Below are 5597 nucleotides of genomic sequence, written 5' to 3' on the forward strand. Positions count from 1 at the left end.
GCGCCGAGGAGCCCTGGCCGGTACGGGTGGTCAGCCAGAAGGTCGGGGCCTGGATCGCCAAGCTGGGCTGGGTCTGGGTGGACGGGCAGGTGGCGCAGATCAGTCGGCGGCCCGGAGCCAGCACCGTCTTCCTCACCCTGCGCGACCCGTCGGCCGACCTGAGCCTGACCGTCACCACCAATCGGGACGTCCTGGACGCCGGGGCACCGGAACTGCGTGAGGGCGCCCGTGTGGTCCTGCACGCCAAGCCGGAGTTCTACGCCGCCCGGGGCACGCTGAGCCTGCGAGCCGACGAGATCCGCCAGGTGGGGCTCGGGGAGTTGCTGGCCCGGCTGGAAAAGCTCAAGAAGCTGCTCGCCGCCGAAGGGCTCTTCGACCGTGCCCGCAAGCGTCGACTGCCGTTCCTGCCCGGCCGCATCGGGCTCATCACCGGTCGCGCGTCGGCGGCGGAACGGGACGTGCTGACCAATGCCCGACGGCGGTGGCCGGCGGTCGAGTTCCGGACGATCAACGTGGCCGTGCAGGGGCCGTCCGCGGTGCCGCAGATCATCGACGCGCTCAAGGTGCTGGACGCCGACCCGAGCATCGACGTGATCATCATCGCCCGGGGTGGCGGCGGCATCGAGGACCTGCTGCCGTTCTCCGACGAGGCGCTCTGCCGCGCGGTGTTCGGCTGTCGTACGCCGGTGGTCAGCGCGATCGGCCACGAGACGGACGCGCCACTGATCGACTACGTCGCCGACGTCCGCGCCTCCACCCCGACCGACGCGGCCAAGCGGGTCGTCCCCGACCTCACCGAGGAGGTACGCCTCATCGGTCAGGCCCGGCACCGCCTCGAACGGGCGGTGCGCAACCTGGTCGACCGGGAGACGCACCGGCTCGACGGGCTGCGTTCCCGGCCGGTGCTGGCCCGGCCCCAGGTGATGGTGGAGCATCGGGCGACCGAGCTGAGCGCGTTGCGGCAGCGGGCCGGTCGTTGCCTGGAGCACCGGCTCGCCGCCGCCGAGGATGACCTGCGGCACACCCTCGCGCGGCTGCGCGCTCTCTCCCCCGCCGCCACCCTCGACCGGGGGTACGCGATAGTGCAGCGCGCGGACGGCCAGGTGGTCCGCGCGGCGGCGCAGGTCGGCAAGGGCGACCCGCTGCGGGTACGACTGGCCGACGGCGAGTTGGCCGCCACGGTCGATGGCTGAGTGGCGACGCGGCGCGGCGGGGAGCGGTGTGCTGAGATGGACGCGATGACTGACGACACGAAGGCCGGGCCGGACGAGCGGCTCAGTTACGAGCAGGCCCGCGCCGAGCTGGCCTCGGTGGTGGAGCGGTTGGAAGCCGGCGGCACGTCCCTGGAGGAGTCGTTGGCGCTCTGGGAGCGCGGCGAGGCGCTGGCGGTGATCTGTCAACGCTGGCTGGATGGTGCGCGGGCGCGGATCGACGCTGCCCGGCAGGAGCCGGCTTCCTGACCGTGGCCGGGGCGACTCGAACCGCCGGTGGGGCGGCCGGAGCCGCCCCACCCGGGTACGTCAGTTGAACAGGCTGTACAACTCGGCCGGCGCCTCGACGACCTGGTCCGCCGGCGGCTTCTGCGCGGCGGTGGCGGCACCGTAGTCGGAGTACGTCATCTTGATCTCCTGGGCGGCGGTCTGCCCGGCGGCCGGCAGTTGCAGCACCAGCTCACTGAGCCGGCCCTGCGGGTCCACCTTCGCGGTGAACGGGACGGTCTTCGCCTGGGTGCCCAGCGCGGCGATCGTGGCGGCGTTCAACGAGCCCGCCTCGGCGGCCTTGGTGACGTCGATGGTGCCGGCGTACGCGCCGGTGCCGGTGCTGCGGACCTCGGTGATGCCCTGGGTGAGCACCGCGCTGCCGGCCGGGTCGACCTTCTCGAAGTCGAAGCCGAGGTTGCGGTTGCCCTTGATCCGGTTCTGGTCCAGGTGCTGGTACTTGCCGAGGTTGAGCTGCTTGATGGCGGGCAGGCTGTTGGCGGTGGGGCCGGTCAGCTCCAGCTTGACCCAGCTGTCCGGCTTGTAGTGGATCACGTCGAGCTTCATCGCCAGGTCGGACGAGGGGCCACCGATCGAGATCTTCATGGCCGCGCTCTGGCTCGGCTGGTGCACCAGCCCTTCCGCCGTCGAGCCGACGCCGGCCAGCGTGAACCGGAAGTTCCCGTTGCTGATCTCCTTGGTGGAGTCGAGCAGGGCCTGCTTGGCGTCGCCCGCAACCGGGGCGCCGGAGGGGCCCGCAGTGCCGGACGGGCTCGCCGTGCCGAGCGCTGTCACCGTCGGGGACGGCGTCGATCCGGTGGTGCCGGTTCCGCTGGCGCAGGCGGCCAGTGCGGGCGCGATCAGAGCGGCGGCTACCAGGCCGGCGCCGAGTCGTCGAACAGTCATATGTGTCTCCCAAGGGGGTCACCCGACGACCTGGACGGCGCCGGAAACTCCGGCGACGCAGCAGCACCGTCGGCTGCGTCGCGCGATCCGGGCCGAGCAGCGCGCCCGGATCACCCCTTCCTTCTTCCCTGTCGACGCGTCGGACAATCACCCTTCGGGCTGGTTGCCCAGATTCGACGCCGGCGCGACCACCGATCAGCGGTCCGGTCAGCGCAGCGAGCCGGCCAGTTCGCGGAGTTCGTTGTCCCGGGCGTCGCCGACCACGATCACCGTGCGGGTCGGCTCCAGCAGGACCAGAGCCTGCTGGTTTCCCCGGGCCGTGTAGAGCTGCCAGGTGCGCCCGGTCAGCTCGGTGGGGCCCTGCGGCTGCCCCTGACTGGTCAGCTCGGCGGGGAGCAGACGATCGGCCGGAACGCTGCTCTGCAGCAGTTGGACGCCCCGCCCTTCCGGGGTGACGTAGCCGAGTCGCAGGTTCGCACCGTCCTCGACGGTTTGGTAGCGGGCGCTGACCGTCGTCCAGTCGGAGCCGAGCCCCTGCGGCTGGCTCACCGGAAAGACGTTCGCCGACCGGGCCTGCTCGATCGCGGGCGCCGGATCGACGGCCGTGGCCTGGTCGCCGCCGAGGAATCCCCGGTAGAACGCGAGCAGGATCGCGATCGGGACGAGCAGCACCAGCAGCGAGATCGCCATGTCCTTCGGCGACCGCTCGGACTTGCCGGCCACCACCGGTGGTGGGGTCGGAGCGGTCGCGGCGGGCTCACCACCGCGACCGGCGGGGACGTCGGCCGGCGGCTGACCGTCGGGCGGCGTGCTGTCGGCGGGTACGCGGTCGGCTGGCTGTGCGGGTTCCACCCCGTTATCTTCGCAGCCGCCCGACCGGCGGTATCCGGGCCATCACCGCCCCGCGCCAGCGGCCCGTCGGCCATCGTGTGAGGATCAGCGACAAAGCCGGCAGTGGGGGCCTCCCCGCCACCGGTCGTCCCCGCACCGTCGCGAGGAGGAGTAGCCGTCATGACGAACACCAGGACGCGGATCCCACAGGATCTCGACCGAAACCTTGCCCTCGACCTGGTCCGGGTCACCGAGGCCGCGGCGATGGCCGCCGGCCGGTGGGTTGGTCGCGGTGACAAGGAGGGCGGCGACGGGGCCGCGGTCGACGCGATGCGCAAACTGATCAACTCGATCCAGATGCGCGGTGTGGTGGTGATCGGCGAGGGCGAGAAGGACAACGCCCCGATGCTCTTCAACGGCGAACACGTCGGCGACGGCACGGGCCCGGAGGTGGACGTCGCCGTCGACCCGGTGGACGGCACCACCCTGATGAGCAAGGGCATGCCGAACGCCGTGGCGGTGCTCGCCGTCTGCGAGCGGGGTGCGATGTTCGACCCCAGCGCCGTGTTCTACATGGAGAAGCTCGCCGTCGGGCCGGCGTACGCCGACGTGATCGACATCAACGCCGGGGTGGCGGAGAACCTGCGCCGGATCGCCAAGGTCAAGGGCACGGACGTCTCCGAGGTGACGGTCTGCGTGCTGGACCGCAGCCGCCACGACGACCTGGTCACCCAGATCCGCCGGACCGGGGCGGGCATCCGGTTCATCTCCGACGGCGACATCGCGGGCTCCATCGCGGCTGCCCGGGGCGAGTCGGACGTCGACGTGCTGATGGGCATCGGCGGCACCCCGGAGGGCATCATCTCCGCGTGCGCGCTGAAGTGCATGGGCGGTGCGATGCAGGCCAAACTGTGGCCGCGCGACGAGCAGGAGCGGGAGAAGGCGATCGCCGCCGGGCACGACCTGGACCGGGTGCTGGGCACCGATGATCTTGTCACTGGCGACAACTGCTTCTTCGTGGCGACCGGGGTCACCTCCGGCGACCTGCTGCGCGGCGTGCGTTACCGGGCGGGCGGCGCGTACACCCAGTCGATCGTGATGCGCTCGAAGAGCGGCACCATCCGGGTGATCGACTCGTACCACCGGCTGGAGAAGCTGGCGCTCTACTCCGCTGTCGACTTCGACGGTCGCCCGCTGGCCGAGCAGGAGTGACAGTCGTCGACACTGCGACCCCGCAGACCCTGACGGCCGCCCGTCGGATCACCGGCGTCGCGTTGGCGTCGGCCTCCGGGGTCGCGGTGGCGACGCAGTCGCGCATCAACGGCGAGCTGGGGGTACGCCTCGACGACGGTTTCGCCGCCGCGGTGGTGTCCTTCGGCATCGGCCTGCTGGTACTGCTGGTGCTGGTGCCCGCGACCCCTGGTGGTCGGCGGGGGCTGGCCGCGACGCGGCGAGCCCTGCGGACGGGCACCCTGCGACCGTGGCAGTGCCTCGGCGGCATGTGCGGGGCGTTCCTGGTGGCCACCCAGGGGCTCACCATCGGCACGTTGGGCGTGGCGGTCTTCACCGTGGCGGTGGTCGCCGGCCAGAGCGGGAGCAGCCTCGCCGTGGACCGGGCCGGCATCGGGCCGACCGGTCGGCAGCCGGTCACCCGGCAGCGGCTGGCCGGTGCGGTGCTCACCGTGCTGGCGGTCTGCCTCGCGGTCGGCGACCGCTTCGGCGACCCGGGCACGCTGGCGCTGGCCCTGCTGCCCCTGCTCGCCGGGGTGGGCACCGCGTGGCAGCAGGCCGTCAACGGCCGGGTCCGGGCGGCGGCCGGCAGCGCGTTGACCGCCACACTGGTCAACTTCGCCGTCGGCACGGTCACCCTCCTCGTCGCGTTCGCGATCGACATCGCCGTACGCGGCTGGCCCGGCGGTCACCTGCCGACCGAGCCGTGGCTCTACCTGGGTGGCCCGATCGGCATCGTGTTCATCGCGATCGCCGCCGCGATCGTGCGTTTCACTGGTGTGCTGCTGCTCGGCCTGGCCACCATCGCCGGGCAGGTCGTGGGTGCCGTCCTACTGGACCTGATCCTCCCCACGGCGGCCTCGCACCCCGGGGTGAACACCCTGCTGGGGGCGGCGCTGACCATGGTGGCCGTGCTGATCGCCGCGCTCGCCCCGCCGGCCCGCCGCTGAGCCGTCGGCGGACCGGCGACGGAACAGGGCGCGGAGGGCCCCGGGATCCGTACCTCGACCACCCCAACGACCTGATCGGCCTACCCCGACTCCGCTGACGGATCCGGCACGGAAGGCCGGAGCACCGGATGGGACGGCTCCGGCGGCGCTGTCGACATCGGGGGCGTCCCGGACGGCAGCCGATCTGGCGGATCTGGCCGAC

At 72.3% G+C, this 5597-nt stretch carries 6 protein-coding genes; 4 read left to right on the forward strand and 2 right to left on the reverse strand.

The window, feature by feature from the left end; translation table 11 throughout:
* Together xseA and DLJ59_RS00755 are read left to right on the forward strand one after the other, a co-directional pair.
* The coding region (gene xseA / locus DLJ59_RS00750) for an exodeoxyribonuclease VII large subunit (protein WP_208648509.1) at positions 1-1193 on the forward strand (1193 nt) is incomplete at its 5' end.
* 45 nt (positions 1194-1238) lie between these two features.
* Positions 1239-1460, forward strand: a complete 222-nt coding sequence (locus DLJ59_RS00755) for an exodeoxyribonuclease VII small subunit (protein ID WP_030328827.1) — start codon at positions 1239-1241, stop codon at positions 1458-1460.
* Positions 1461-1520: 60 nt separating this feature from the next.
* Here the strand turns inward: DLJ59_RS00755 and DLJ59_RS00760 are convergent, their stop codons facing one another.
* Both DLJ59_RS00760 and DLJ59_RS00765 read right to left on the reverse strand, forming a co-directional pair.
* Positions 1521-2384 (reverse strand): hypothetical protein, encoded by an 864-nt coding sequence (locus DLJ59_RS00760; protein ID WP_124770598.1) that lies wholly within the window; start codon positions 2382-2384, stop codon positions 1521-1523.
* Positions 2385-2591: 207 nt separating this feature from the next.
* On the reverse strand, positions 2592-3236 hold the full coding sequence (locus DLJ59_RS00765; RefSeq protein WP_124770599.1) for a DUF4245 domain-containing protein: 645 nt from the start codon (positions 3234-3236) through the stop codon (positions 2592-2594).
* Positions 3237-3395: 159 nt separating this feature from the next.
* On the opposite strand from DLJ59_RS00765, the gene glpX reads away from it, so the two are divergent.
* Entirely contained in the window at positions 3396-4427 is a 1032-nt protein-coding gene (gene glpX, locus DLJ59_RS00770) for a class II fructose-bisphosphatase (protein ID WP_124770600.1), read from the forward strand.
* Complete coding sequence (locus tag DLJ59_RS00775) at positions 4424-5395, forward strand: DMT family transporter (RefSeq protein ID WP_124770601.1); 972 nt, start codon at positions 4424-4426, stop codon at positions 5393-5395. The genes glpX and DLJ59_RS00775 overlap by 4 nt, the downstream gene beginning before the upstream one ends.
* Positions 5396-5597: the final 202 nt, after the last annotated feature.

Source organism: Micromonospora inaquosa, from assembly GCF_003857055.1.
GTDB classification, from domain to species: Bacteria; Actinomycetota; Actinomycetes; order Mycobacteriales; family Micromonosporaceae; genus Micromonospora; species Micromonospora inaquosa.